Origin of the sequence: Kitasatospora sp. NBC_01266, from assembly GCF_036242395.1 — a bacterium.
In the GTDB taxonomy this organism is placed as follows: domain Bacteria; phylum Actinomycetota; class Actinomycetes; order Streptomycetales; family Streptomycetaceae; genus Kitasatospora.
In genome coordinates this window covers 8,400,472-8,425,813 of sequence record NZ_CP108458.1, presented here as the reverse complement: position 1 = coordinate 8,425,813, position 25,342 = coordinate 8,400,472, and the positions used below count along the sequence as shown (strand labels likewise).

Below are 25,342 nucleotides of genomic sequence, written 5' to 3'. Positions count from 1 at the left end.
GTCCCTACGGGCCTTCGGCCCTCCGTGCGCACCGCGCTTCGCGCGGTGGCGGACCCGCGCCGCGGGTCCAGGCTGGCCTTCGGCCAGCCTCTCGCCCCTTCGGGGCGCGGTGGCCTGACCTTCGGTCAGGCCGGCCCGGCTGCGCCGGGCCTGGTCGGTCCGCTTCGCTCCCCTCCCTGGGGCCGCTCCGCTTCGCTCCGGCGGCCCCAGGTGGCTGAGCCTGAATCAAGAGGCTGACTGGGAAGGGGTGGTCCGGCCGCGGGGGGACTGAGCCACCGTCCGGGCCGGGGCCCACTGGTACCCCACTCCCCTGACTGACCATCACCCAGTCACCCCACCCTGGGGCCGACTAGCCCGGCCCCTCCTCCGAGGGTGTATCAGAACTCCATCGTCAGATGATCCTGCCGAAAAGCCCGTCCGGGCCCACTTGAAAACACCCCGTCCGCTCCCCATGTTCCGGCACGGAAAACCCGTCCGCACGAGGACTGGAAATCACCACCGCCCGGCCGTATCAGAAACCGACCGTCAGGAGACCCCGCCAAATCCCCGGTCCTCGTCGTCGCCGAGCGGGAAGCGGCCCGAGTCGACGTCTTCCGCTTCATCGAAGTCGAATACACCGCACCAGGCTCCGCAGGCACCCCGAGTTCGGGTACCTCACCCCACTCGAAACCCGAGCCAGGCTGCAGCACGACTTCACCCCCGCAGCGTAAGCACCCGCTGTCCAAGATCAGGGGGAACTTCACGACACCGCTCACAACAGCGGCACGGCCATCGCGCCGGCAGCCACTCTCGCGCCCGCATTCGATCACTCCTTGGCTCTCGCTGAAGCCCGACACGATCGCAGCAGCGATTGCCTTGCCCAAGTTCGACTACACACCTTTGATCACGGACGCGTTCAAGGCAGCAGTGCTCTCCCAAGCCGACCTCTCCGGCCTGGCCGACGCCCTCAGGACCGCCACCGCCATCTCAGCGGTCCCCATCCACCCTGGCCCAATGCACCCGGCGGTCGTGCCTCCAGAGGCCCGGAAGCCGGCGCACAACGACAGCGTCGAAGTCGAGACGCTCGACGAGCCCGAGCAGAACGCAGGTCCCGATCAGCCGGAAGCACGTAGCGGGAACGATGGCCGACCCACGCCAGCCCGCCACCCAGGCAGGTTTGGAGCCGACCCCGGCAGATGAAGGAAGCGGGTCGAGGGCCCGGCAACGTCGACGGGCATAGCGCTGCCGGGCACCTGCATGAGTGAGCCGAAGCACCGTAGTTGTCACCAGAGGAGAGGGATGACCTGGCGATTCGGACCGGTCGAAGCAGTCTGGTTTTCACCAACAAGGCATTCGACTTGTCACATGTGCTCATGTGAACGGAGTGCGCAAGGACGGATCTAGGACGGATCTAGGACAGCAGCTCTTAGCCTCGATCTTGCACGACGACCCCATAACGAGCCGTCAGCACTAAAGCACGTCACGGGAGCTCGCACGCCTCTCGGCGGCACTGCTCGCCTGGGAGACAACTCACCAAGCACGCATCCTCAGGGAGAACTACATGAATCTCGCCCGAAAGCTGGCAACAGGAGCCATCGCGGTGGGCCTCACCACCGCCGGCGTCCTCGCTGCGACCCCGGCCAGCGCCACGGTCGTGAACTCCACGTGCAACCTGTCGTCCGTCGTCAACGTCTCTTACGGCTCGGGCGGCGGCCACTACTGCTACGTCTGGGACGGCGGGCCCGCCAACCAAGGCTGGATGAACATCACGAATTCCCATCAGGTGTGCTCGAACAGCTACACGGGATACGTGCGGGATGCTTCGGGGCGCAATTGGGACTTCTACCGAGGCGCGTGCACAAACACTTACGGGGCGAATCTGACCTTGATCGTCTTCACCGGCAACTGAGTTGAACGGTCTCGGTGCCCGTGGCCACAGTACCGAGAACCTGATGCCACATTGACAGGGCGTCACATAGGCGCGCATTTGACGGATCGCGGTCCGCCGGGTGCGCGCCTTTCGCTTGCACTCTGGGTTTGTATGCGAGGCGAGCCTGCCGCCGCCGGAACAAATCCCGGTGACAACATGCCCGCCCCGCTATCGCGCTTCGGCTCAATGAGCCAAATCCTGCGAGGCGGCTCGGCAGTTGTGGAGCAGGACCGCGCGCACCCGCACGCGGGCCGGCCCGCTTCCCGTGCCGCTGCTCGTCATGGCCGGTACGCGGTCGCCGAGGTGGCCGCTTCCTCGGCGCCGGGCGGCAGCGTCGGCAGCGGCCAGGACGGATCCGGTGCCCAGGTCGGCCAGCCGCCGGCGAACGGCCCGGTGCGGTCGTCCAGCATGCCGATCGCCCGTTCTCGGGCCCGCTCGACCTGGCGGCCCACGTAGTCGTCGACCACACCGAGGCGGCGCAGCTGGGCGTACTCTTCCTGGTCTTTCCAGTGGTGCCCCGACAGGTCGGGGGTGATGACCAGGTCGAGGGCGAGGTCCATGGTGTCGATGCCGAGGCCGGGGCGGCGCCGGTAGGGGTGCTCGAAGTTCACGTACCAGCGCAGTGGTTCCTTCGTGGTGGCGTCCTGGAAGCGGTGCACGGAGAACCACTCGCTGTTCAGGAAGTGGGACAGCAGCTCGGTGCCGGTCCACTGGTAGTGGTCCAGGGTCCAGGTGCCGGCCGCCAGGTCGGCCAGGCCCTGCTGGCGGGTGGCGTCGTCGCCGGTGCGGGTCGAGGTGATCCAGGCTGTCGGGGCCAGGCTCTCGATGCCCGGCCAGTAGGCCAGGGTCAGCATGTGGCCGGTGTCGTCGATCACGCGTTGCGGCATCGCGGTCCATACCCGGTCGGCGTGGACGTCGCGGCGGATCGCGGTGGTGCCGGGCTGGAACAGCTTGGTGTCGGTCATGGCGAGGAGTGTTCCCGGCCCCGGGGCCGGGGAGTCCGCTCGAAGGTGTGACGGCGGGTCAGGACCCTGGAACGGTCCGGTCACCGGGGCTGTGCGGGCGGTCGGGCCCACGTCGTGCACGCGGGCTCGTGCCAGCTCGTCCGGACGACCATCCCGCCCGGGGTCAGGTGCTCGCTGGACCAGGTCCGGCAGCATCCACCGCCCGGCCGGATCGGGGGCCGGCGACCATCCGGCGCGGACCGGGGAGGCCGGTGCGGAAACGGTCGGCGCGGTCGGACGGCGGCGACGGTCGCGGTGCCTGGCCTGGGGTGTCGTCATGTCGCAGGCTCTGCCCGCCGCGCTGCCGAGCCGAACCCCGCCCCCCCGGACGGCGTAGCGCGTGCCGCTCTCGCCGGCCGCTGACCTGCAATGCCAACCGAAACTCACCGGCTCCGAGGCGAAACTCCCCAGCGCAGGTCAGGGTCCACGTGGCCTCGTCTTCGCCTCCGGAGACACCATCTGCCGCACCCGCGTCACCAAGGTCGCCGAGTACCCCTCCTTCGACTCCTTCGACGCCATGCTCGGCACCGAAGACAACCAAGCGATCGGCAGCGAAGGCATGACCCGCAAACCATCTCCTGGCCGCCTGCCGCGCCATCTACCCACCCGCGAAAGAGCAGCTCGGAGTCCTCGCGATCCACCTGCAGTTGCTCGCGTAAGCGGCAGGTAGAAGCGCGGCAGCCCCAAGGCACGCAGACCGCGGACGGAAGGCCCTCGCCACGGGGCCTACTCCGCTCCGCGCGGCTCGGTCCTTCTCGGGCTCGCCGAGGGTCCAGCCGCTGATCGCGGCGATCGGTCCGCGCCGGGTCGGCAGGGCGTGGGTGGTACGGCCGGAGCGGCAGGTCACATCGCGCAGGTGCAGGGCGCGATGGTCCGGCTCACGGCGGCGCCGGCCTTTGTCGGCGGCGTCATCCAGGTGCCCGACCGCATCTCGCACGGCCCGGCGCAGATCGTCGTCCTGGTCCTGGAGCTGGCCGAGGAACAGCCGCTCCCAGGTGTCGGCGCCGCAGCCGATCGCGCGCTCGTGGGCTCGCTCGGCGTCGACCTGGACGACCTCCTGCGGCACTCCGACGCGAGGGTCCTGGACCGGCCCGTCGGCCCCGCACCCCTCCTCCCCCTCGGCGCCGGCGCCGCCCGCGAGCGCTGCGCCCGGGCAGCGCCGCCGATCGGACTCGACGCGCAGGCGGTCCAGGAGGCCTCCCTCCGGCTGGCCCTGGCCCGCCGGGAGCGGCACCACCGGCCCGAGCACCTCGCGCTGGCCCTCGTCGCGCTCGACCCGGGCGCGGCCTGGGTACTGGCCGGCATCGGTACGGACCGTCGCGCCCTCCTGGCCGAGCTCGCCGCCGCCTTCCCTCCCCCGGCCCGCAACCCGCTGCTGCGCGCGGAGCGACGGCTGGGCCGCCGACTGCGGCACGGCCACCTCGTGCGGCGCTACCGGCACCTGACCGGCCGGGCGCCGGTCGCCGGCGAGGCGGCCGCCCGACTCATCACCTGCTGAGCCCGTCGGCACGCCGCCGACGTCGTGGTGGTCGACGGCAACGGCACCCGGGCCGTGAGCGCGAGTCGGCGCCCGCCGGCCGCCCGGGATCGTCCGAGTGGCCTTGCCGCAGCCGGATGAGACGCCCCGTCAGGGAACCGTTCCGAGCCCCCGGCCGTCCAAGGGCCATGCGGGGAGACAAGGTGTGGGCCGCGGTGGCGGCAGCGCTGACGGTCGTGCTCTCGGTGAGCGGGTGCGTCGGCAGCGCGCGGGCATGTCCCATGGACGAGGTGGCAAGCAGCTCCGAGGTCGACGCCACGGCCTACGTGAGGGCGCACCCGGGACTGGTGGCCGAGATGGGCGCGTGCCTGGGAGCTCCGTCGGTCTGCGGCGTGGCGCAGGCCGAGGCGCACCTCGTGCCGGTCTCGGCCGCCAGGGCGGCCATCGAGTTCGGTGATCAGCCGGCGGGGCAGTGGCGGGTCGAGGTGGTCCTCGTCGGCGCGTCCGGCCAGGTGGTGTTGGACGCCACCGGGCTGTTCGTGATCGTCCACGCCGAGAAGAACGGCTGCCGGAACATCAGCTTCGACCACGGCGGGGCAGCCGTGACCGCCACGGGCACGGTGACGCACTAGGGTCGGTCGTCCTCCGACAGGTGTCGTCCCCACGAGTCCCGCGCCGAGCCCCGGAACACGCCGGACCCACCCACCACCGGGTGCGGGCGGGACCGGCGAACCGCCGGGGCGCCGTACCCCCGTTCGGCGGCCACCTGGGCGCCACCCTCACGCCCGAGGACCCACTGGCCGGAATCGACCGGATCGCCCAGCAGATCCGCGCCGCCGGCATCACCCGGGCCAACGGCGACGTCGTGGTCGACGCCCGGAAGTTCACGCCCCCGCCGCTCGACCCGCAGCCCACCCCACTGATCATCAACGACAACCTGATCGACCTGCTCTCCACCCCGACCCGCCCAGCCGACCTGGCGCCCGCAGGTCGCGCCCTACCAGGTCACCTCCACCGTCCAGACGGTCGCCGCGGGCGGGGCGACCGACATCCAGGTCTCCGCCTCGCCGGACGGCACCCGGGTCACCCTCTCCGGCACCATCGCCACCGACGCCCGGCCCGATCTGCGGGTCTCCCAGATCCAGGACGCCAACGCCTTCGGCCGCACCGCGCTCATCGAGGCCCAGGCCCGCGCCGGCGTCACCGTCACCGCCCCGCCGACCGGCGCCAACCCTGTGGCCGAGCTGCCCGACTCGTACCACAGCGACCAGCAGGTGGCCGCCTACGTCTCCCCGCCCTACCGGGAGTACGCCAAACTTATCCTGAAGGGCAGTCACAACCTGGTCGCGAAGCTCGCGTTGTGCGACATGGCGGCCTCCCGCGGCAGTACCGACTGCTTCGACGCCTTCGGTCTGATCAACGGCTTCCTCACCAGCACGGCGGGCATCGATCCGACGCGGTTCCAGCTCGGCGACGGGCGCGGCGGCGACCCGGCCGACCGGGCCACCCCGCGCGGCATCGACCAGCTCCTGCGGTACTGGCTGCGCACCCCCGACGCGGACGCCTTCCGGCCCTCGCTGCCGATCCTGGGGGTGGACGGCACCGGCGCCCTGTACTGCACCACCGACTGCCCGGCCAAGGGCAAGGTCTTCGCCAAGCCCGGCTCGATGATCGAGCCGGACCGCCTGAACCAACAGATCGCCGTCGGCGGCCAGGCCCTGGGCGGCTACCTGCTCAGCGAGCAGGGCTGCCTGCGCGTCTTCGACCTCCTGGTCACCGGCGCCTCGGCGCCGACCACCGACACCTTCCTGGACCTGGTCAACGACCTCAACCAGATCTCCGTGCCGCTCCAGCAGGAAGCCTCCCACGGCGGCTGACCGCCGCCACGTCAGCGCGGGCCGGCGAGGTCCTCGCCCGGCCCGCACGACCTCGTCGCGTTCAGTTCGCGGCGCGCACCGCCGAGACCAGCCCGCCGGCGCCCTCGTCCTGCTGCGGCGGGCCGGGCACCGGACGCCCGTAGGCCTCGGCGCGCTCACGCAGGGTGAAGGTCTCCGCCTCCCAACCGAGGCCGTCCAGCCAGCCGACCGGATCCTCCGGCATCTCCCAGACCCACATCGACGCCGCCGATCCCGGCGCGGCGTCCGCGCGGAAGCGTTCGACCACACCGCGCGAGCCCAGTGTCAGGCCCATCCGGCTGCCCGCAGCGGACAGCGCCCCGACCCGTTCGAGCAGCAACCGCACCGCGTCCTCGGGCAGATAGATCAGCAGCCCCTCGGCGATCCACACCGTCGGCCGCGCCGGATCGTGCCCGGCGGCGGCCAGGGCGCCGGGCCAGTCCTCGCGCAGGTCGACCGGGACGGTGATCCGCTCGCAGCGCGGAACGGCCCGCTCCTGGCGGAGCACCGACTCCTTGAAGGCCAGCGGTTCGGCCGTGTCGACCTCGAACAGCCGGGTCCCCGCGGGCCAGTTCATCCGGAAGGCCCTGCTGTCCATGCCGGCTCCGAGCAGCACGACCTGCCGGATGCCGGACGCGACCGCCTGGTCCAGCAGGTCGTCCAGGAACTTCGTCCGGACGACGATCGAGAAGGCCACGCCGAGCCAGCGGCGCCGCGACGCCTCGTCCGCGCGCGGGGGCGACGGCGTCGCGGGGCCCCTCCCGCCGGCCGTGGCGAAGGCCGCCGCCAGCGGGTCCCGGAACAGCGGTTGCTCGCGTGCCGTCTCCATCGCCCTCACCCGGGCCACGCCCACGGCCGTGGCCCACACCCCGGACGGCTCAACGCGTCCCGCCTCATCAGTCATGCGGTCAGCCTAGCCAGGCCAACGGGGCGGGACACCGGCGCGGTGCGGGACGTCGTCGCCGGCACGGTCGCAGCGGGCCCAGCACCACGCCGGGCGCGGCCACCGCCAACTCCCCCACCAGCGGCGGCAGCAGCGCGTCGGCCAGCACGTCGTCGCACCGCAGCGTGAAGGTGCGCCGCAGGGTCGGCGGGTCCACCTCGGCGGCCGGGGTGAGCACCGTCTTCGCACGGGTGACGAGTTGGTGCACCTCGGCCCGGATCTGCTCGGCGTAGGGCGTCGGCAGCATCTGCCGCCCGCTGCACACCAGAATCTCGTCCCCGGTGGCCCGCCGGATCCGTCCCAGGGTGCGGCTCATGGCCGGCTGCGACAGGTGCGGCCGGTCGGCGGCGGCCCCCACGCCGCCCTCGTCCAGCAGTGCGTCCAGCGCGGTGAGCAGGTTCAGATCCAGATGCACGGCAGTAATCCTCAGCATCAGGAGCATGCATTCGAAGTCATGCTCCGACCGGCGTTGACTGGTTGTCAGGGCCCCGAAGCACCGAGCCCGGGGAGGGCGCCATGCGCATCGTCATCGCCGGGGGCGGGCTGGTCGGACTGACCGCCGCCGCCTCGTTGCAGCGGATAGGACACCGCGTCACCGTCGTCGAGCAGGCGCCACAGGTACGCGCCGCCGGCTACGACGACGCCGACCACAGCTTCCTGCTGGTCCCCCGCCCGGCGCTGAACAGCGCCCTGGCCGACGCCGTGGGCCGGCGCACATCCGGCTGGGCGCGCAGGTCACCGGCTACGACGAGCGGGCCGGCGGCGTCGCCGTCCACCTCTCCGACGGCGGCTGGCACCAGGAGCTGCTGGAGCTCATCGCCCGCACCCCCGAGGACGCCGTCCTGGAGAACGCCGTGCAGCTGGTCCCCGAACTCCCGCGCTGGACGGGCGCGCGCGTCGTGCTCATCAGCGACGCGGCCCACGGACTCTCCCCGCACATCTCCGCCGGCGGCACCTCGGCGTCGAGGACGTCACCGTGCTGCGCACCCGCCTCACCACCGCACCGGACGACCCGGGCACCGCGCCGCGCTCCTGCGAGCGGCAGCGCACCGCCCGGTTCGCCCAGGTCCGCGCCCACTCGGCGACGGTGGAGGACGCCGCGACCGCCGAGCAGTTCGCCGGTGCCTACGCGGCCTTCAGCCACTGGATGCTGGCCACCGCCCCGTAGGCTGACGCCCTGGGGAGGTCCGGCCGGCCGCTGACCCCGGCAGGGGAGGGCCGGCGCCCGGCAGCCCGCCGGACCGATCGCCCACGCCTGCGACCGTCCAGGATCGCGGCGACCAGCACCGCGCCACGCGGGTGCCCGAGCGTCCCGCCGGAGGTCCGCTCAAGCCTGACCGGAGGCCGGCGCCCCGCAGACACCGGAGCGGCTGCCGCCGAAGGGGCCGCGTTCCGGCCCGGGCCTCGCCAGGAGCCGCCCCGGGTGGGCGGGTTGGGCCGGCGCGGGGCGGGAGCCGGGTTGTTGCCCGCCGTGTGGATGTTCTCCCACACTGTGGAGGCGGCGGTCGGGTGTCCCGCACGGACCCGACCAGCGCATTCCCAGACGAGCCGCCCGATCGCGCGGCCGTCCAGAGCTGCTGGGGGAACACATGCCGGTCGAGTTCATCGGCACGGGGGCGACCAACGACGAGACCGAGGCGCGGCCGCGGTCGAGCCGGGACGCGCTGGACAGCGCGTTCACGCTGGAGCTCGCCCGGGTGCACCAGCGGACCGGCTGGGATCGAGTGCTCCTCTACTACGGCTCCGGCGCGCCGGACCCGATGCAGGTGGCCGCCTATCTCACGGCGCGACTGGACCGGCTCGGGGTGACCATCGCCCACCGCCCCAACGCCTCCCATCCCACCCACGCGGCCAGGGCGTTCGCGACCCTGGACCAGTTGAGCGCGGGCCGCGTCAGCGTGCACGTGATCACCGGCGGCGGCGGTGACGCGGAGCAGGCGCGCGAGGGCGACACCCTCGACAAGAGCGGCCGCTACCAGCGCGCCGCCGAGTACATGCAGGTCATGAAGAAGGTCTGGACGAGCCGTCAGCGGTTCGACCACCACGGCACCCACTACCGGTTCGACAGCTACCTCAGCGACGTCTTCCCGCACCGGCGGCCCGGGCCGAGCGTCTCCTTCGGCGGCACCACGCCCGAGGCGGTGGCGGTCGGCGCCGCCGAGGCGGACGTCTACTGCCTGTGGATCGGTCCGCTGGCCACCGTCGCGGAGCAGATCGGGCAGGTCCGGCAGGCCGCCGCCCGCGCGGGCCGCGCGGCGCCGCCGCGGATCCAGCTCTCCGTCCAGCCGGTCCTGGCGGCCACCGACGAACTCGCCCTGGAGAAGGCCCGGCTGACGCTCGGCACGGTACGGGCCAGGATGGGCGGGCGGCCCGCCGCGGAGCGGTCGGCGCCGTTCGAGGGCGGGCGCCACCACGACCGGGCGCTGTGGGTGCCCGAGCGCGGCCCTGCGGTGCTGGTCGGCGCACCGGCGACGGTCGCCGCGGCGCTGCTGGACTACTACCGGCTGGGAGTCCGGATCTTCTCGGTCCGCGGCTTCGACTTCCTCCTCGACGCCGAGGAGTTCGGAAGCGACGTCATCCCGCTGGTGCGCGACGCCGTGGCCCGGCAGGAGGCGGGCCGGGCCGACTGAGGCCGGCCGGATCCAGCAATGCTCCGTGCCGGGAGCGTAGCGTCCGGGTGCGTAGCGTCCGGGTGCGCTCGCATCCAGGAGCGGAGTCCCTTGTCCAGGAGTGGAGTTCCATCAGTGAAGTACCGATCGCTCGGCCGCAGCGGCCTGTCCGTCAGCGAGCTCGCCTACGGCAACTGGCTCACCCACGGGTCGCAGATCGACGAGGAGGCCGCGATCTCCTGCGTGCGGGCGGCCTTGGACGTCGGCATCACCACCTTCGACACCGCCGACATCTACGCGGCGACCAGGGCGGAGTCGGTGCTCGGCCGGGCGCTCGCCGGGGAGCGGCGGGAGGGTCTGGAGATCCTGACCAAGGTCTACTTTCCCACCGGTCCGGGGCGAAACGACCGCGGGCTGGGCCGGAAGCACATCCTGGAGTCCATCGACAACTCGCTGCGCCGGCTGCGGACCCCCTACGTGGACGTGTACCAGGCGCACCGGTTCGACCACTTCACACCGCTGGAGGAGACCATGTCGGCCTTCGCGGACGTGGTGCACTCCGGCAGGGCCCACTACATCGGTGTCTCCGAGTGGACCGCCGAGCAGATCCGGGCGGGGCACGCGCTCGCCCGCGAGCTGCACGTGCCGTTCGTCTCCAACCAGCCCGAGTACTCGGCGCTGTGGCGGGTGATCGAGAGTGAAGTGGCCCCGGCTTGCCGGGAGTTGGGTGTCGGGCAGATCGTCTGGTCACCGCTGGCGCAGGGCGTGCTCGCCGGCAAGTACCTGCCGGGTTCGCCGGTGCCGGCGGACAGCCGGGCGGCGGACCGAAAGAGCGGCGGCGCCACGACCATCAAGGGATTCCTGCGCGACGAGGTGCTGGAGCGGGTGGGGCGGTTGCGGCCGCTGGCGGACGAGGCCGGGCTGAGCACGGCCCAGCTGGCCCTCGCCTGGGTGCTGCGGAACCCGGACGTGGCGGCCGCGATCATCGGTGCCTCCCGCCCGGAGCAGATCACCGAGAACGCCGCGGCCGCCGGGGTCACGCTGGAGCCGGAGCTGGTCGCCCGGATGGACGCGATCCTCGCGCCGGTCGCCGAGTGCGATCCGGCGCTGACCGAGAAGTCCTCGCCGAAGGCCCGGACATGACCGCGCGAGCCTGCTCGCAGCACGGCCAACTCAAGGCTCACTTGAGGAAGTTGACGGTCGAACAGGATCTCGTTGACGCCCGTTCCGGCGCAGCCCGATAGTGGTTTCACAAGCACCGACACCAACCACTACCGCATCAGGAGGGCCACCATGTCCGAGAACCCCGACCCGCAGACCGACGGCGTCGCAGAGGCCGGTGCCACCGAGACCGAGGCCGACCGAGTGCCCTTCACCGTCGAGCTGGTGGAGCTCGACAGCAACCCGATCGTGCTGCAGCCGAAGTCCTACTGAGGTCAGCACCGCAGATGATCGACTCGTTCTCGGTGCATCAGCCAGCCGTGTCCGGACCGCTCGAGAACGAGGCCTTTCCCTACCGTCTCGCTCCTTGGGTGGCGATCGCCGCCCAGGGAGCGGACGTACTCCTGCTGGGCCCCGACCTCGCGCTCGTCCGGGTGGAGGCCGACACCGAGCACCGCACCCCGGCGCTGGTCGCCCGGGCCGTGGCGGACTGCCTGGGAGCCGACCGGGCGGTTGCGGCCGGCTTCCTCGACCAGGCGGAGCCTCGTGACGAACCGCCTTCGCCCGCCGACGAGAACCGGGGCGACGAACCGGTGGCGGGGATCATCGTCTGCCGGGACACGTCCACGGCCGATGCCTGCACCCACCTGATCCGGCACCTTCGCGCCGAGGGGGCCGGGCGCTGGGTCCTCGCCCGCGACGGCGAGCTCCCGGCGCCGGACGGCCGGGCACCGTTCGTCATCGACGCCGCCCAGCTGGCCGCCGCAAGACTTCCTGACAATCCGTCAGCTCACCCGGGATACCGGCTGCTCCGGATCGGCGAGGCGTTCGAGGGCAGCTACGTCGCCGCCGCGGACGACCGCGGCAGCGACAGCGGCTCGGTCGACGCGCACTGGGCGTTCGAGGAACGGCTCGCCTCACTGGGCTTCACCGACCGTCCGGTGCCGATCGTCCACCGGATCCGGACGGATCCGGCCGCGCTGGCCCGGGCCATCCGCACGGCCGCGAGCCTCCCGCCAGGCGGCGCCGTCCTCGCCGCCACAGGGCGGACGGTGGCGTTCGCCACCCCGGGGAGCGTCGGGTCGACCCCGTTTCGCGAACTGCCCGACCGGCAGGGCTGGACGTTCGGCATGGTCCGCGGCCTGGTGGTCCGGCCCGGGTCGATCGCCGGCAGCCAGGTCGCCACCTGCCGGACCCCGGCGGGCGGTCAGGACCACCTGGAGGGCAACAGCGGCAAGGGGATCACCCCCTCGGCCGCGATCACCGGGGCGGTCGGCGAGGCCGTCGAGCGATACGCGGCCTACCAGGCCAACTGGAGCCTGCCGCCCGCCCGGCAGGCCTCGCGACGGGTCGAGCTCGCGGACCTCCACCCGTACGGGGCCGCGTGGGAGCGGCAGTGCGAGGGGGCGCCGGGCCCGGTGGCCTACGTCGACGGGGTGAGCCTCGTCGACGGCGCCGGCGTCGCGGTGCCCAAGGCCCTGGTCACCTTCCCCTGCCCGTCGGCCGACCGCCCGACCGACGGGACCACCACCGGCCTGGCGGCGGCGCCGGACGCCGACACGGCGGTGCTGCGCGGCCTGCGCGAGGTGCTGGAGCGACAGCAGCTCTACACCTCGTTCAGCGCGCTGCTTCCGGCCCGCCGGCTGGACCACACCGGCGCGCTGCGGCGGCTGGGTCTGGACGGCGCGTTCCCCGGGCGGCTCTGGGCCGTGCACTGGCCGCACGAGGGCTACGCGCTGCCGGACGTGCACGCGTTCCACCACGACCCGCAGGCCGGTCTGCTGGTGCGGGCGAGCGGTTCCGGCGTGTCGTTCGAGGAGGCGCTCGACGGCGCCGTCACCGAGCTGTGCCAGGTGCACTTCGAGGCGGTGCGGGCGCGGCGGACGGGTGAGGCGACCAGCGCGGTCCACGCGGCCTGGGCTCGGCGTCCCGTCATTGACCGGGCCCGGCGGTATCTGGACGCGCAGCCCTGGGGCAGCCGCGAGGCCCTGCCGTACTCCGACGAGAGGGGCCAACTGGCCCATCTCGTCGACGCTCTGGCCGTGCTGGGGACCGATCCGATCGTGGTCCGGCTACCACTGCGAGGCCCCGACTGGACCGTCGTGCGCGTCCTGGTGCCGGGGGCGACCACCTCGCCCCACGCCTCCCGCAGCCGCGGCGGACGCCCACTGCTCGACGCGCCGTGGGCACATGGCATCCCGACCTGACCCGAGCCGCCCGGAAGCCTGCCGTGCCGTCCGACCCGGTCCGAACCCGCCCTGCCCGCACCAAGCCCACCCGACCACTGAAAGGGAGCCGCTGTGAAGACGCTGGACGCCTTCCGCGACCTGGAGGACGCGCTGGCAGCCGTCGACGCCGACGACGGTCCGGGCGCCGACGACGGCCAGGCGCACGCGCTGGCCGCGGTGCTCGCCGACACGCACGCGCTCACCCGGGTCGATCCCGCCCTGCTGCTCGCGGACCTGCTGGCCGACCCGCGCGGTTGGCCGGACCAGTCCTGGAAGAACTACTTCGGCAACGCGTGCGTCACCGTGATCCGCACCGAGACGCTCCGGGTCGACGTGCTCTACTGGCTGCAGAACGCCTCCACCCTGCACAAGCACGTGTCGTCCGGGGCGTTCCTGGCGCTCAGCGGACGGCGGCTGCACCTGGAGTACGACTTCGCCTCCGCGGCGGCGCTGGGCACGGGCGTGACCTTCGGGACCCTGTCGGCGACCTCCCGCACCATGATGAGGGAGGCCTCGGTCTCGCCGATCCTGCCGAGCATGATCCATGAGCTGTACTGGATAGAGAAGCCGTCGGTGACGGTGGCGATCCGCCGGGTTCCCGGGCCGGCCCCCGCGCCGACCGCGCCCGGCCCCGCGCCGCACCGCCCCCATGAGTTCATCGCCCCCGGCGCGGCCTACCTGCCCGCGGCGTTCCAGGAGACCTCCAACATACAGCGGTGGGTCGACGGCCTTGGCATGCTGCGGCGGGCCAACCGCGGCCTCTACCTCGGCACGCTGGAGGCGGCGTTGCCGCTGGTGGACCCGATCCACCTGGTCCACGTGCTGGAGGAGCTCTGCGACAACCCGGTCGACGAGGTCACCACCCTGTTGGAACGGGCCGACGCGGCACGGGAGGACACCGTCCTCGCCCGCCTCGCCCCGGCGGTGCCCGAGTTCCGCCGCCGCAAGATCATGTCGCGGGTGCCCGCCCACGGTGCGGACGGCTACCTGCTCGCCGCGCTGCTCTGGGCCGGCGCCACGGGCGAGGAGCTCGCCACCCTGCTCAAGGCCGAACAGGTCGACCACCCTGACGAGTTCGTCCGGGTCCACGGCGAGCGGCTGACCGCCCTCGACCCGCGGACCGCGCCGTACGTGGAGCAGGCGAGGAGGTCGCTGCGATGACCGACCGATGGGACGTCGAGGCGTTCTGGGAGACGCGGCCCCGCGTCCTGGACCGCCTCGACCAGGAGGCGCTGTTCACCGAAGGCGCGCTGTTCGACCTCGCCTGCACCGCCGCCGCGCGGCGCGCCACCCTGCCCGACCCGCAGGACGTGCGCGTGTTCGCCGGCGACAACATCGTCAACCCCTCGATGGTCGAGGCCTACCTACCGTCCCGAGCGATCGACGGCGACTTCGCGGGCTACGCGGAGCGGCTGCGCGCCCGGGCCGGATCGTTCGCGCTGACCATCAACTCCCTCCAGCAGTTCGGCTGGGAGCTGTGGCGGGCGCTGCGCCGCCAGGTCGATCCGGTGCTCGCCGCGGTGCCGGCCCCGCCGGCCGGCGGCGTCGACTGCCACCTCATCGCCTCGGCCTACGGGACCGCTCCGACACTGGTCCACAAGGACACCGCCGGGGTCTTCACCTACGTCGTGAGCGGCTTCAAGCGCTACTACACCTGGCCGTTCGAGGTCTTCGCGGACCTGGCCGGCGGTGAGGCGACGCAGCGCCAGGTGAACCTCCCCGCCTCGGTCCGCTACCAGGACCACCTGGACACCGCCACCGTGGTCGAGGCAGGGCCCGGGTCGGTGCTCTACTGGCCCTCGGACCGCTGGCACTGCGCGACCTCCGACGGGGACCTGGCCGTCTCGCTGCACCTCGCCCACTACCGCTGGGAGGACCGGCTCGCACTGCTGACGCGCCGCCTGCAGCGTTCGGCCGCCGCCGAGTTGGGGATCAGGAGGTTCGCGGGCGGCGCCCTGCCGGACCAGGTCACCGGCGACGGCCCGGGCGACCCGCGACCGGTGGACGCGCGGATCCGCGAGGTGGTGGCCCGCCTGCTCGACGACCAGGGGCTCGATCTCGACCTGCGGCTGCGCCGGGCCAGGCGGCAGACGTCCTCCGACTTCGAGGTGGTCCCGCCGCTGCGGCCGTGCGCCGAACTCGGCACGGAGGACCGGCTGACGGTGCCCGCCGAGTCGGCGGTCCGGACCGTGGACGTCGACGGTGAGACCTACCTCGCGGTCAACGGTCACGTCCTGCGGGTGCGGGGCGGCGCGTGGTTGGACGCGTTCCTACCCTCGCTGGCGCCCGGCACGAGTCGTCCGTTCGCGCGCTGGGAGGAGTTCGCCCAGGCCGCCGGCGGGCCTTCCGGCGGCGAATTCGCTTTCCTGATGCGGGAGATGGTGAAGCGCGGTGCACTGGACCACGGAGAGGTCGCAGCATGAGGATCAATGACGGGGCGTTCGTCGCCGCCCGGGACGGACGACTGGTACTGGGCCACGTCGACCACCCGTTCGATCTCTGGCAGGCCGACGCCGGCATCCTGGTGCTGCTCGCCGAGATCTCGCGCGGGACCGGACCGGACGAGCTGGGTAGCGCCGTGGCGGCCGGCCGGCCCGCGGTGGACGCCGCGCTGGCCCGGCTGCGGCAGGCGCAGGTGGTCGTGGACGAGCCGCAGCCCGCCCTGCGTGATGTCAACGTCGAGATCGCGAAAGCCATCGCGGCGGCTCCCGACCTGCACGCCGACCCCGAGTTCATGCGGGCGGCCCGCAGCTGCGAGGGGCTCACCCTGACCTCGCCGGCCGCGCAGTACGCGCTCTGGTCCGCGGTGCGCTACCTGGTGTCGAACGGCATCCCCGGCGCGCTGGTGGAATGCGGGGTCTGGCGCGGCGGCAGCATGCTGCTGTCCGCGCTGGCACTGCTCGGCACGGGCACCGAGGACCGCGACCTCTACCTGTTCGACACCTTCGACTGGAAGTGGGAGCAGAGCGGCGACCGCGACGGCTTGATCGGGCAGCCGCCGGCCGACGCCCCGTCGGCCGAGACCCGGCCGGCCGACGCCGGAACAGTGGCCGCGGAGCAGATGTCCGCCGGGGTGACGGCCGAGCAGGTGTTCCGGCGGATCGCCGCCGGCGGCTACCCGGCCGAGCGGATCCGCTGCGTCACCGGCCTGGTCCAGGACACCGTTCCGGACCAGGCCCCCGAGCGGATCGCCCTGCTGCGCCTGGACACCGACCAGTACGACTCCACCCTGCACGAGCTGCGCGAGCTCTATCCGAGGGTTTCACCAGGAGGCGTGGTCATCATCGACGACTACGGCAAGCTCGCCGGGGCCACTCGGGCCACCGACGAGTACCTCGCCGAACTGGAGCACCCGCCGTTGCTCCACCGCATGGACACCCAAGGCCGCATCTTCATCAAGCCCGACAGGAGGTAGCACAGATGGTCGAGGTCATCGACTCCGCGGTGCGTCCCCGGTTCAGCCGTCAGGTCTCGCTCACCATGGCCGACGACCTGGTCCGGATCGAGGACGGCACCTACCGGGCCGCGTTCCCGTCGCACGGCGTCAGCCTGCGGGAGCTGGATCGGTTGTCGGCCGGCGTGGCGCCCGCCGAACTGCTCGCCGACGTCGGCGGGTGGCTCGACTGCCCCGAGGCCGAGGCGCGTTCCTTCGTCGAGCGCCTGTTCAGCACCGGCCTGCTGGTGGACCCGGAGGCCGGCCGGCTCGACGCGTTGCCCGGCGCCTACGTCGCCTGCCGACTGGTCGACACCTTCCGGCGCGAGTTCCCGAGCATCGTGGGCGGCGCACCACTGCTGCGGGACCTGGCCGCCGGACCCAACCCCGGCCTGGCCCTCGGGTTCCTGCTGGAGACCTACTTCGTGGTCCGGGCCGCCAGCTGGAGCGCCCAGCCGGTCTTCCGGCACGACATGACCCCGATCCAGCGGGAGGCCCTGGAGGCCTTCCGCGCCTCCGAGTCCGGGCACGGAGAGCTCCTGGTGCGCGGCTTCGCGGCGGCCGGTCTCGAGCCCGGGGCGCTGCGCACGGCCCAGGAGGCCGTCGAGACCATGGCGTACAGCCACGCCTACGGAGCCTTCGCCTGGCAGGGCGTCCCCGAGTTCGCCGCGGCCCTGGTGCTGCCGGAGGTCCGGGTGCTGGGCGCCGACACCTCCCGCGCCGGCGTCGACGTGCTGGACCTGCTGGAGCGCGAGCACGGCGTCCCCCAGGCCGTGATCCGCACCTTCCGGGCCCACGACGACGACGACGTCGAGGGTGACCACGCCGGGCTGCCGAGCACCCTGCTCGCCGAGGACCGCGCGCTCTCCGGAGCCAGGGTCGAGCGGCTGTTCGTGGTGCTGCGGCAGATGATGGACCTCTACCGCGGCCACCTCGACGCGGTGCACCGGCGCTACGCCCACTGGGTGCCCAGCGCGCACGACCTGCCGCGACTGCCCGACAACGCCTTCCGGTTCTGACCACTCCACACATGAGGACGGCACGACTAGCCATGGCGCAATCCACCGGCTTCTACAACGGCCTGATCGGGACCGTCTACGCGGCGGCGATCGCCGAGCAGCACTTCAGTGAGGACGCGGTGTTCGAGCGAATCCTCGCCGAAACCGGCGGCACCGCCCTGGAGTTGGGAAGCGGGACCGGACGGCTCCTGCTGCGGCTGCTGGGCGACGGCCACCAGGTGCACGGTCTGGAGATCTCCGAGGAGATGACCGAGGTCTGCCTCGCCGAGGCCGCCCGCCTCGGCCTGCAACCGGTCGTCCACCGGGGGAGCTTCGCCCCGCTGGACGGCGCGCTGAGCGGCTACGCCGCGATGTTCTGCCCGCTCAACGCGTTCAGCTTCATCGTGGACGACGACCTCGCCCGCGAGTCGGTCCGCAGCTACGCCGCCGGGCTCGCCCCGGGCGGCGTCCTCGCGCTCACCGGCTCGGCCGGCGACTCGCTGCTGCGCACCCGGACCGACTGGGTGCGGCGCCCGGACGTGCCGATCCCCGGCGGCGACGTGGCCCAGGTCACCGAGCGCCGCACCGTCGAACCCGACGGACGCTGCCTCAAGGTCGAACGGGTCATCGAGGTGGTCGACCCGGACGGCCGGGTCCGCGCCCGGGAGGACGGCGTGCAGCTGCGCCGGCTGCGGCCGGTCGCGGAGCTCGCCGAGCTCTTCGCCGAGGCCGGCCTGATCCGGCTGCACGCCTACGGCAGCGACGTCGACCACGTCCTCACAGGCTGGAAGGAATGAGCGGCACCGTCCTGGAGGACCGCACAGCACACCGGCACCGGACCGCCAGCGCGGGATTCCTGGGCGCCGTGTTCGTGTCGGCGGCCGGCGACGAGATCGCCTCGATCGCCGTCCTGATCCACCTCGCCGCCGGCCGGCAGTCCCTGCTGATCGCCGCCGTGCTGGTGCTGCAGATCGCCCCCGCGGTGCTGCTCGCCCCGTTGACCGGCCAGCTGTTGGACCGCCGCGACGCGGGCCGGATGCTCGCCCTCGCCTCGGTGCTCCAGGCCCTGGTGCTGCTCGCCATGTGCGCCTGGCCGAACACCGGGGTGCTGCTCCTGGGCACCGCGGCCGTCGGCGTTCTCGGCGCGGTCTGCGCACCGGCCGCCGTCCTGCTGATCCCCATCGTGGTCGGACAGGCGTTCCCCGCCCGGGCCAACGGGCTGCTGGAGTTCAGCCGTTCGGCATCGACGCTCGCCGGGCCGGTGATCGGCGGCGTCCTGGTGGCCGGCGCGGGGATCAGGTCCGCGCTGCTGGCCGACGGGGTGTCGTTCGCCGTCGCCGCGGCCGTGTTCGCCCTGGTCCGCGTGCACCGGCCGGTGGCCGGCGACGGCCGGGTCTGGTGGAAGGGGGCGACCGCGGGGCTGAGGTTCCTGGCCGGTCAGCGCGAGCTGCGCGGCGTGCTGCCGGTCCTGGTCTTCACCGTGTCCGCCAGCTCGATGGTCAACGTGGCCGCGGTGTTCTTCGTCAGGGGGCCGCTGCACTCCTCGGGCGCGGTGCTGGGGATCCTGACCGCGGCGTGGGGCCTGGGCTCCCTCGCGGGCTCGGCCCTCGCCTCCCGCCGGGAGTGGGCCGCCCCGGAGCGCGCCGTGCAGCTGGGCGCGGCCGCGATGGGCCTGGCGATCCTGCTGTACGGGGCCTTCGCCCTGGTGGGCGTCACCGTCGTGATGGCCCTGTGCGCCGGCGCGGCCAACGCCTACCAGAACATCGCGCTGCGCACCTCGGTGCAGCTGCGCACGCCGGAGGAACTGCTCGGGCGTGCCCATGCGGCGGCCGGATCGGTCGTCAACACGTTCTTCCTGGTGGGCTTCGCGCTCGGCGGCCTCTTCGCCGCCACGAACCCGCGCGCGACCATCGTCGCGGCCGGGGCCGTCACGATGGCCGCCGCCGGCGCCGGGCTCGCCCGGGAGGGCCTGCGTCTGCGCAGGGCAGCGTCGAACCCCGCCACCACGGCTCTGACGGAGACCGAATGCTGACCACCGCGCGCCAGGGAGAGCTGCGCACCGCGACCCGGCACCTCCCGGACAGCCCCTACAGCGTGGTCTGCGTGGCATTCGACCGCGGCTACCTCGACGACCCGCCGACCGAGGCCGGGCTGGCCCATCTGTTCGAGCACCTCTGGTTCCTGCACTCCCCCGCCGCGCTGACCCTGGAGTGGGGCGAGACGTTCGAGGACGTGATCCTGCTCTACCACCTCTGCCCGCCGGACGAGTTGGGGCCCGTGCTGGCGGCGGTCGCCCAGCGGCTCGCCGACTGCCTGGACGGGCCTGCGGCACCGGCCCAGCGGATCGCCGCGGCGCGCAGCCTGATCACCCTGGAGCGCCGCGGCGGACGCGAGCTCCGGATGTCGGGGTTCCCGCGCCGGGAGATCGCCCAGGCCCTGCGCGGCGAGCCCGGCTTCGACCCGACGGCGGTCATCTCCGACGAGCCCGGTCTCGCCGACCGGGTCACCAGGTTCGCCGCCGGGCGGCCCCGCGCCGTCTGCGTGGCCGGACCGGACGTCCGGCTGTCCGCCGACGACCTGCTGCGCACTCTTGCCGGGCCCGCCGACCGGCGAGAGGGCTCGCGGTCCGCCGGACCCGGGCACCTGCTGCCGCGCACCTTCGCCGGAGCCGCCGTCCGCGGCGCCGTGCCCGGCATCCACGACGGCGTGCCCGGCGTCCCGTCGGAGGTCTCACGGCCCGTCAGGCCCGAGGGCTCCAGCACCTGCGCGACCGCCTGGATCGTCCCCGGCAGCCCCGGGAACGCGGCTGCCGCGTGGCTGCTCGGCGTACTGATCGAACACCGGGCCCGGCCCGGAACGCTGCGCTGGGCGTCCGGGCAGGTCGTCTCCCCGCGCGGCGCGGCGCCGGTTCGCGGCGGCCTGCTCTACGCGGTGGCGGCGGGCACCGCGCCGGCCGGCCCCGCGGACGATCCGCCGGACCTGCAGCGAGAGGTGCTGCACCCGGCGCTCGACACCGGGCCGGCCGAGCTGGACGCGGCCCGCGAGCAGTTGCTGCGGCTGCGCCCCGACGCGGCCGAGCTCGCGGCGATCGACGCCGTGGCCCTGCTCGGCGCCGCCCCCGCCGCCCCCTCGTGCGGCTACCAGGACCTGCTGAACGCGGTGCGAAGCGCCAAGGCCGACGACCTGCGCCGGTTCGCCGCGCTGCTGGCCGCGAGCCCGTACGCCGAGTTCCACGCCGGGCCGGCCCGGTGAACCCGTCGAGCGGTGTGGACACCGCGGCCGACGGCACGCTGTGCAGCGTGGAACGCTCCGACCCGACCCGCAGCCTGCGCTGCTTCGCCGTCGCCGAACCACAGCCGCGCCTGCACGTGCGCACCGCCTGCGCCCTGCCGCACGATCCCGCCGTGCAACTCGCCCACGACGCCGTCGTCCTGCCGCTGCTCTGGGACTTCTACGCGTCCCGGGCCGCCCCGCGACCGCTGGCGGACCACGGCCGCGTGGTGGGGGTCGACCTCACGATGCCGGACCTCGAACCGCAACGGCTCTGGGACGAGGCCGCCGTGCTGCTCCGTACCGTCCAGCACGCCGTCAGCACCGGTGCCGCGCCGGCTGACGCCACCGACCGTGCGCTGACCCGGGTCGTCGCCGCGCACACCCAGCGGTCGTACGACCTGGCGACGCTCGCCACATTCAGCGGTCCTCCGGTCGGATCGGCGGCCGGAGCCCCCACCCGCCTGCACGCCGATCAGGTCGCCGCCCTCGCCCTCGCCGGAGCCCGGCAGGTCATCGCCGACGCGCCGGGCCGGGCCGACCGCCTGGCGGCGAGCGTGCTGCTGACCGCGACGCACAGCCCCACGCGACCCGCCGAGGCCGACGAACCGGCCGTGGAACTACCCGTCCGGCTGCCCCGCGGCGCGGCGCCACCGCCCTGGGTCGAGGTGGCATCGCCGCACGCCGAGCTCGCCTACCTGCAGATCCGCCGTGCGATCCCGCCGGTCTCCACCGTCCGCGCCCTGGCCGCGGCCCTGATCGCGAACCAGGCCTGGGTCGGCCCGTACAGCTCGGTGGTGGACCACGCGATCCGGTCGCGGGAGGCGGCGAGCTACCTGTGGGACTGCGTGGTCGATCTGACCCGCGGGGAGTTCATGATGCTGGTGGCTCCCGATCCCCGGGCGGCCGACCGTGTGATCGCCATCGTCCGGCAGGCCCACTCGGACGGCGGACGGGTACCGCCCGAGATGGTCGACACCGCACGGCGCATCATCCGCACCGACCTGCTGCGGCGGCTCGGCTCGGCCAAGCGCGTGCTGGCCGGGCAGTTCGAGGTGCAACGCGCGGGACTTCCGGTCCGGTTCACCGCCTCGCTGCTCGGGGCGCTGCGCGAGGTCACGCATCAGGAGGTCGCCGCGGCCCTGCCGGCCGTGCTCGCCGAGCCGCTGGCGATCACCCTGGTCATCCCGTCGGGACCAGGGGCCCGTTCGACCTGACGTGCCATCAGAGTGCATGCCGTCCAGCCAGGATGACGCACCTGGGATGGCCTGACGGGCCGTCAGGCGATGAACGATCGGCGATCGGGGGCCGGTCGGCCCGCGGGCCCGTCAGAGCAGGTCGACGGCGCCCGCGGCGTACACCGCCTCCAGCACCCCCGCCGCATCGCCGACCGGCCCGGACGGCGCCGACCACGGCTCCAGGTCCAGGGCCGCGCCGGCTTCCAGCCCGGCCAGCGCGCCGAGCAGCGCGAGCACCTGCTGCCGGGCCGGGACGCGGAACGACCTTCCGTTGGCCGCCACGATCACGTCGGCGGGCCGGCCGGCGTCGACCGCCCAGGAGATCGGGGCCCGCTGCAGGGCGACCGCTCGACGCGCCGCCCGGTCAGGTGCGGTGCGCGGGCCGAGCTCGGGCAGGATCTCGAAGTTGGCGGTGCTGTGCCGGCCCAGACTCCACTGGTGCACAGCCGAGGTGGCCGCCTCGGCAGCCTCCCGCCCGAACGCCAGCTCGGCTCCGCCGACCGCCCGTTCGGAGATCTCCCACCGGTGCGCCGCCGCGCCGACCCCGGCTCGGGCGAAGGCACCCGCCCACACCGGTGCCATGTCGCGGTTGCGGTGTGCGGCCAGGTGCAGGCTCAGCGACGGCCTTCCGTCGGACTCCGCGCAGTGCCAGTAGGACGAGGGCCAGTACAGGACCTCCCCCGGCCGACCGCTGAGCCGCAACGGCGCGACGTCGACGGCGGAGGGATCGACCCTGAGCGCGACGTAGTCGTGCAGCGGATCCGCGTCCTGCGGCACGTGGGCCGACAGTGCGTCATACGGCCACAGCAGCATGGTCTTGACGCCCTCGGCGACGTACAGGAAGACGTCCGCGGTGTCCTTGTGGATCTGCGTCGGGCCGGTGGCGTAGGAGCCGGCCACGATGAAGCAGTCGGCGACGCCGGCGGGCAGCCCGTTCTCCGTCTCGCGCAGCCGGGTCAGCACGTCGCGCGCCTGGCGGTAGAGCTCCGGCGAGACGGCCTGGGCGGAGTTGAGGACGAAGCTCCAGTCCTTGCCCAGCTCGCGGGAGACGCGGGCCGCGTACGCCGCGAAGTCCCGCTCTGCCGGGTCCGGAAGGCAGCCTCCGAGCCCGCTCGGCGCCGGCGGGGCGGTGAACAGCTTGACGTCGTCGGGGCGGCGGTGGATCCCGGCGCGGAAGGCGGCGCCGATCCGCGAGTAGATGTCGTAGACGTCCAGCGCGCCGAGCTCCTCCAGGCCGCGCACCACGCAGGGTTGGCGGTTCCAGCGGCTCGACAGCTCGGCGAACTCGACGACGGGCAGCTCGCTCACCGGCGCGGTCACGACGCCACCGCCCCGGCCCCGGCGGCGTGGCGCCGGTACTCGGCCGAGCCGGACCGGCTGACCAGGCCGAGGTCGACCAGCAGTCGGCGCAGGCGCGCCACGTCGTCACCGGCCTGCCCGAGAAGCAGGTTGACCTCGGCCTCGGTGAGCGAACGGTCCGCGGGCAGCAGGGCGGCCAGCGCGGCGGCGATCGCGTCGAGATCCTCCGGGCGCTTGGGCAGGTCGGTGATCCGCCCGTGCGAGAGGAACCGGCGCAGCGGCGAGGCCGGCGGGATCACCCGGCACAGCGCGGTGGACTCGGCGACCGACTCGGCGAGTTCACCCAGCGCGGAGATCCGCGCCGTCAGCAGGCCGTTCTCGCGGCCGACCAGGCCCGCCTCGGTCAGGCGCACGACCTCCTTGGACAACTGCTTGAGGTCGAGGCCCAGCTTCCCTGCGAGATCCGACAGGGCGACCGGGCCGGAGGCAGCGTTCAGCTCGACCACCGCGTTCAGGATGGCCAGCCGGCGCCCGTTGGACAGTGCCAGCAGCACGTCGGCCGCGCTGCTGAGGACGGCCGAACCGGAGCGTGGGGACGAGGTGGCGGCAACAGGCATGCCGATCAGCCTAGCGTCGGACCACCGGGACGCGGGCTGCGAGTTCACACGTTCGCCGCCGGCTCGACCGCGGCTGGACTCCGTCTCCAGCGGACCGGGCATCACCTGCCGCAGCCGACGGCACCGGGTCTGCGGCAGCGCCAGCGCGCGGTCCTCCGGGTCGAACCTCGCCTCGCCCGCTCCGAGCTGCCGTTCGATGGGGGCGAGCAGCGTTGCGTTCGGGTTCAGCCCGACTGTAGGAACTCCCGGATCGGCGGGGGTGTCGCTGGTGCTCGTGTGCACGTGACCGGCCATCCCGAGGGTCCTCGCGGGCATCGCGGCTGGTCAGGGCTTCCACGGCTGAGAACATGTCCTTCATGCCGCCACCCCCGATCGCCCCACCGGTGTCCCGCGACAGAAGGGAAACCCGTCGCGGCCGCAGTGGGTCGTCCGGGATGCTCAGCACATGCGCGTGAACTTCGACGGGAACACCCCAGTGCCGCGAATGCTGCTGATCAGCGAGTTCCTGCTCTGCCTCGACTTCCAGGTCAAGCTGGACGGGCCGGTGTTCGTCGCGGCGGGCGACCGGATCTCGTACGAGGCCGGCGACGTCGTGGTGATTCGCCCGACCGGTGAGCGACGCAGGCACCCGGCCCGCGACAGCTACTGGGTCTGCCGCTGACAGCCCGGGGCAGGATCATCTGCCACAAGGGCGACCAGGCTGCCGCTCTCGTTGCGGACCAGTACGGTGATCCATACCCTCACCGAGGCCCTGCGCCGCGAACGCGCCGATCACCGAGAGCGCGTCCAAGAGGCGGCGTTCCTGCCGAATGCCGACGAGGACCTGGAGTCGGCGGACAACGTCGACGTCTTCGTGGACCTCAACGAGGGAACCTCCAGAAGTCCGTGGTCACGATCGGCGGGTGGCTGCCCGGCGGGCCCGGCGACTCGACCGTGCGGGCACTGCTGCTCGGCGTGCCACTGGACCTGGACCGGGGCCTGCTCTACGTCGGCTCGGTCGGCAGCGGACTGTCCACGGCCGAGCGGAAAGCGCTGGCAGCCGCGCTGCGGCGACTCGAGGTCCCCGTCTCGCCGTTCAGCACGGACTCCTTCGGTCTACCGCGCGGCACCAGGGTGCGGTTCGTCCACCCGTACCTGCGGGCCGAGGTCACCTACCTGGAGCTCACCGCGGCCGGCCGGCTGCGGCAGCCGGTATGGCGAGGCCTGCACACCGGGGAGAACCCGGCCCCCGGTTGTGACTGGTCGAGATAGTTGTCACTTG

General features: G+C 73.2%; 24 protein-coding genes and 2 pseudogenes. 20 read left to right on the top strand and 6 right to left on the bottom strand.

The features are described from left to right. Positions 1-1,540: 1,540 nt before the first annotated feature. Positions 1,541-1,888, top strand: a complete 348-nt coding sequence (locus OG403_RS36190) for a hypothetical protein (protein ID WP_329560288.1) — start codon at positions 1,541-1,543, stop codon at positions 1,886-1,888. 299 nt (positions 1,889-2,187) lie between these two features. On the opposite strand, the gene OG403_RS36185 is transcribed toward OG403_RS36190, so the two are convergent. After that, on the bottom strand, positions 2,188-2,874 hold the full coding sequence (locus tag OG403_RS36185; RefSeq protein ID WP_329572021.1) for a DUF402 domain-containing protein: 687 nt from the start codon (positions 2,872-2,874) through the stop codon (positions 2,188-2,190). A 907-nt stretch (positions 2,875-3,781) separates the two neighbouring features. On the opposite strand from OG403_RS36185, the gene OG403_RS36180 reads away from it, so the two are divergent. From OG403_RS36180 to OG403_RS36170, 3 genes and pseudogenes are all read left to right on the top strand, one after another. Continuing rightward, positions 3,782-4,411: a hypothetical protein gene (locus tag OG403_RS36180; RefSeq protein WP_329572019.1), complete on the top strand. Its 630-nt coding sequence runs from the start codon at positions 3,782-3,784 to the stop codon at positions 4,409-4,411. Positions 4,412-4,680: 269 nt separating this feature from the next. Beyond that, positions 4,681-5,022, top strand: coding sequence for a hypothetical protein (locus OG403_RS36175; protein ID WP_329572017.1), 342 nt, complete (start codon positions 4,681-4,683; stop codon positions 5,020-5,022). A 390-nt stretch (positions 5,023-5,412) separates the two neighbouring features. Continuing rightward, a pseudogene (locus OG403_RS36170) lies at positions 5,413-6,267 on the top strand (D-alanyl-D-alanine carboxypeptidase); the annotation flags it as partial. 61 nt (positions 6,268-6,328) lie between these two features. On the opposite strand, the gene OG403_RS36165 reads toward OG403_RS36170, so the two are convergent. Together OG403_RS36165 and OG403_RS36160 are read right to left on the bottom strand one after the other, a co-directional pair. Further along, entirely contained in the window at positions 6,329-7,189 is an 861-nt protein-coding gene (locus OG403_RS36165) for a class I SAM-dependent methyltransferase (RefSeq protein ID WP_329572014.1), read from the bottom strand. Positions 7,190-7,193: 4 nt separating this feature from the next. Continuing rightward, a complete protein-coding gene (locus OG403_RS36160) occupies positions 7,194-7,643 on the bottom strand; it encodes a LysR family transcriptional regulator (protein WP_329572012.1) in 450 nt (149 codons plus the stop codon). Positions 7,644-7,744: 101 nt separating this feature from the next. On the opposite strand from OG403_RS36160, the pseudogene OG403_RS36155 reads away from it, so the two are divergent. Next, positions 7,745-7,819, top strand: a pseudogene (locus OG403_RS36155) (hypothetical protein); the annotation flags it as partial. 41 nt (positions 7,820-7,860) lie between these two features. On the opposite strand, the gene OG403_RS36150 reads toward OG403_RS36155, so the two are convergent. Further along, positions 7,861-8,151 (bottom strand): hypothetical protein, encoded by a 291-nt coding sequence (locus tag OG403_RS36150; protein WP_329572751.1) that lies wholly within the window; start codon positions 8,149-8,151, stop codon positions 7,861-7,863. Positions 8,152-8,204: 53 nt separating this feature from the next. Between OG403_RS36150 and OG403_RS36145 the strand changes: the two genes are divergently transcribed. The 13 genes from OG403_RS36145 to OG403_RS36085 all read left to right on the top strand — a co-directional run bounded on the left by OG403_RS36145 (position 8,205) and on the right by OG403_RS36085 (position 22,144). Next, positions 8,205-8,396 (top strand): hypothetical protein, encoded by a 192-nt coding sequence (locus tag OG403_RS36145; protein WP_329572750.1) that lies wholly within the window; start codon positions 8,205-8,207, stop codon positions 8,394-8,396. Between the two features lie 421 nt (positions 8,397-8,817). Beyond that, positions 8,818-9,858: an LLM class flavin-dependent oxidoreductase gene (locus OG403_RS36140; protein ID WP_329572010.1), complete on the top strand. Its 1,041-nt coding sequence runs from the start codon at positions 8,818-8,820 to the stop codon at positions 9,856-9,858. Positions 9,859-9,972: 114 nt separating this feature from the next. Then, positions 9,973-10,980, top strand: a complete 1,008-nt coding sequence (locus OG403_RS36135; protein WP_329572009.1) for an aldo/keto reductase family protein — start codon at positions 9,973-9,975, stop codon at positions 10,978-10,980. 150 nt (positions 10,981-11,130) lie between these two features. After that, complete coding sequence (locus OG403_RS36130) at positions 11,131-11,271, top strand: hypothetical protein (RefSeq protein WP_329572008.1); 141 nt, start codon at positions 11,131-11,133, stop codon at positions 11,269-11,271. Positions 11,272-11,318: 47 nt separating this feature from the next. Next, positions 11,319-13,205 carry a YcaO-like family protein gene (locus tag OG403_RS36125; protein ID WP_329572006.1) on the top strand — a complete coding sequence of 629 codons (1,887 nt, stop codon included), beginning with the start codon at positions 11,319-11,321 and terminating at the stop codon, positions 13,203-13,205. A 93-nt stretch (positions 13,206-13,298) separates the two neighbouring features. Then, positions 13,299-14,387 (top strand): hypothetical protein, encoded by a 1,089-nt coding sequence (locus tag OG403_RS36120; RefSeq protein ID WP_329572004.1) that lies wholly within the window; start codon positions 13,299-13,301, stop codon positions 14,385-14,387. Further along, complete coding sequence (locus OG403_RS36115) at positions 14,384-15,649, top strand: hypothetical protein (protein WP_329572002.1); 1,266 nt, start codon at positions 14,384-14,386, stop codon at positions 15,647-15,649. The genes OG403_RS36120 and OG403_RS36115 overlap by 4 nt, the downstream gene beginning before the upstream one ends. Next, positions 15,646-16,641 carry a TylF/MycF/NovP-related O-methyltransferase gene (locus tag OG403_RS36110; RefSeq protein WP_329572000.1) on the top strand — a complete coding sequence of 332 codons (996 nt, stop codon included), beginning with the start codon at positions 15,646-15,648 and terminating at the stop codon, positions 16,639-16,641. The genes OG403_RS36115 and OG403_RS36110 overlap by 4 nt, the downstream gene beginning before the upstream one ends. A 5-nt stretch (positions 16,642-16,646) precedes the next feature. Further along, positions 16,647-17,678, top strand: a complete 1,032-nt coding sequence (locus tag OG403_RS36105) for a hypothetical protein (protein WP_329571998.1) — start codon at positions 16,647-16,649, stop codon at positions 17,676-17,678. Between the two features lie 32 nt (positions 17,679-17,710). Further along, positions 17,711-18,454: a class I SAM-dependent methyltransferase gene (locus OG403_RS36100; protein WP_329571996.1), complete on the top strand. Its 744-nt coding sequence runs from the start codon at positions 17,711-17,713 to the stop codon at positions 18,452-18,454. Beyond that, the gene (locus OG403_RS36095) at positions 18,451-19,689 is read left to right on the top strand and encodes an MFS transporter (protein ID WP_329571994.1); all 1,239 of its coding nucleotides are present in this window, start codon (positions 18,451-18,453) and stop codon (positions 19,687-19,689) included. The genes OG403_RS36100 and OG403_RS36095 overlap by 4 nt, the downstream gene beginning before the upstream one ends. After that, positions 19,683-20,909: a hypothetical protein gene (locus tag OG403_RS36090; protein WP_329571992.1), complete on the top strand. Its 1,227-nt coding sequence runs from the start codon at positions 19,683-19,685 to the stop codon at positions 20,907-20,909. Before OG403_RS36095 ends, OG403_RS36090 begins: the two co-directional genes overlap by 7 nt. Before the next feature lie 47 nt (positions 20,910-20,956). After that, positions 20,957-22,144, top strand: coding sequence for a hypothetical protein (locus OG403_RS36085; protein ID WP_329571990.1), 1,188 nt, complete (start codon positions 20,957-20,959; stop codon positions 22,142-22,144). A gap of 111 nt (positions 22,145-22,255) precedes the next feature. Here OG403_RS36085 and OG403_RS36080 read toward each other — a convergent pair whose 3' ends face one another. Both OG403_RS36080 and OG403_RS36075 read right to left on the bottom strand, forming a co-directional pair. After that, positions 22,256-23,485 carry a hypothetical protein gene (locus OG403_RS36080; protein ID WP_329571988.1) on the bottom strand — a complete coding sequence of 410 codons (1,230 nt, stop codon included), beginning with the start codon at positions 23,483-23,485 and terminating at the stop codon, positions 22,256-22,258. Beyond that, a complete protein-coding gene (locus OG403_RS36075; protein WP_329571986.1) occupies positions 23,482-24,081 on the bottom strand; it encodes a DUF2087 domain-containing protein in 600 nt (199 codons plus the stop codon). The genes OG403_RS36080 and OG403_RS36075 overlap by 4 nt, the downstream gene beginning before the upstream one ends. Before the next feature lie 445 nt (positions 24,082-24,526). Between OG403_RS36075 and OG403_RS36070 the strand changes: the two genes are divergently transcribed. Together OG403_RS36070 and OG403_RS36065 are read left to right on the top strand one after the other, a co-directional pair. Continuing rightward, positions 24,527-24,742: a hypothetical protein gene (locus tag OG403_RS36070; protein WP_329571984.1), complete on the top strand. Its 216-nt coding sequence runs from the start codon at positions 24,527-24,529 to the stop codon at positions 24,740-24,742. 224 nt (positions 24,743-24,966) lie between these two features. Beyond that, the gene (locus tag OG403_RS36065) at positions 24,967-25,332 is read left to right on the top strand and encodes an ATP dependent DNA ligase (protein ID WP_329571982.1); all 366 of its coding nucleotides are present in this window, start codon (positions 24,967-24,969) and stop codon (positions 25,330-25,332) included. Positions 25,333-25,342: the final 10 nt, after the last annotated feature.

Excerpts from the sequence above, each read along its gene's own strand:
- OG403_RS36190 (WP_329560288.1), top strand. The coding sequence starts at position 1,541 with ATGAATCTCGCCCGAAAGCTGGCAACAGGAGCCATCGCGGTGGGCCTC.
- OG403_RS36185 (WP_329572021.1), bottom strand. The coding sequence starts at position 2,874 with ATGACCGACACCAAGCTGTTCCAGCCCGGCACCACCGCGATCCGCCGC.
- OG403_RS36180 (WP_329572019.1), top strand. The coding sequence starts at position 3,782 with ATGGTCCGGCTCACGGCGGCGCCGGCCTTTGTCGGCGGCGTCATCCAG.
- OG403_RS36165 (WP_329572014.1), bottom strand. The coding sequence starts at position 7,189 with ATGACTGATGAGGCGGGACGCGTTGAGCCGTCCGGGGTGTGGGCCACG.
- OG403_RS36140 (WP_329572010.1), top strand. The coding sequence starts at position 8,818 with ATGCCGGTCGAGTTCATCGGCACGGGGGCGACCAACGACGAGACCGAG.
- OG403_RS36130 (WP_329572008.1), top strand. The coding sequence starts at position 11,131 with ATGTCCGAGAACCCCGACCCGCAGACCGACGGCGTCGCAGAGGCCGGT.
- OG403_RS36115 (WP_329572002.1), top strand. The coding sequence starts at position 14,384 with ATGACCGACCGATGGGACGTCGAGGCGTTCTGGGAGACGCGGCCCCGC.
- OG403_RS36110 (WP_329572000.1), top strand. The coding sequence starts at position 15,646 with ATGAGGATCAATGACGGGGCGTTCGTCGCCGCCCGGGACGGACGACTG.
- OG403_RS36105 (WP_329571998.1), top strand. The coding sequence starts at position 16,647 with ATGGTCGAGGTCATCGACTCCGCGGTGCGTCCCCGGTTCAGCCGTCAG.
- OG403_RS36100 (WP_329571996.1), top strand. The coding sequence starts at position 17,711 with ATGGCGCAATCCACCGGCTTCTACAACGGCCTGATCGGGACCGTCTAC.
- OG403_RS36095 (WP_329571994.1), top strand. The coding sequence starts at position 18,451 with ATGAGCGGCACCGTCCTGGAGGACCGCACAGCACACCGGCACCGGACC.
- OG403_RS36090 (WP_329571992.1), top strand. The coding sequence starts at position 19,683 with ATGCTGACCACCGCGCGCCAGGGAGAGCTGCGCACCGCGACCCGGCAC.
- OG403_RS36075 (WP_329571986.1), bottom strand. The coding sequence starts at position 24,081 with ATGCCTGTTGCCGCCACCTCGTCCCCACGCTCCGGTTCGGCCGTCCTC.
- OG403_RS36070 (WP_329571984.1), top strand. The coding sequence starts at position 24,527 with ATGCGCGTGAACTTCGACGGGAACACCCCAGTGCCGCGAATGCTGCTG.